Source organism: Pseudomonas paracarnis, from assembly GCF_904063055.1.
Classification (GTDB): Bacteria; Pseudomonadota; Gammaproteobacteria; order Pseudomonadales; family Pseudomonadaceae; genus Aquipseudomonas; species Aquipseudomonas paracarnis.
This window is the reverse complement of sequence record NZ_CAJFCN010000097.1, coordinates 1-440: the sequence shown is the minus strand read 5'-3', so window position 1 is coordinate 440 and position 440 is coordinate 1. Positions and strand designations below refer to the sequence as shown.

General features: G+C 61.8%; 1 pseudogene. It reads right to left on the bottom strand.

Annotated features, from left to right (window positions below):
• Positions 1 to 440: pseudogene (locus JMV15_RS28065) on the bottom strand (ABC transporter permease subunit); the annotation flags it as partial.

The following is a 440-nucleotide window of genomic DNA, read 5'->3' as shown; positions in this document are numbered from 1 at the left end:
GGCGGATCGACTCAGGCAAGCGGCTGAAGACCAAGCCGGCGACCAGGATGCCGATCGGCAACAGCATCAACATGCTGAAAATGCCCGGCAGATGCCCTTCCACATCCGGCGCCAGGAACAGGCCGGCGAAGAATCCGAGGATCACCGTCGGCATGGCTTCCATCAGTTCGTTCACCGGCTTGACCTTGCGGCGCAGGCTCGGCGCCATGAAGTAAGCGGTGTAGATCGCGGCAGCAACCGCCAGTGGCGCCGCCAGCAACATGGCGTAGAACGCGGCCTTCAAGGTGCCGAAGGTCAGCGGGGCCAGGCTCATCTTGGGTTCAAAATCGGTGTTGGCGGCCGTGGATTGCCAGACGGATTTAGGCTCGTCGTAGTTCTCGTACCAGACCTTGCTCCACAACGCTCTCACAGCCCATTCCGGACGCGGGTTTGCACGCAAC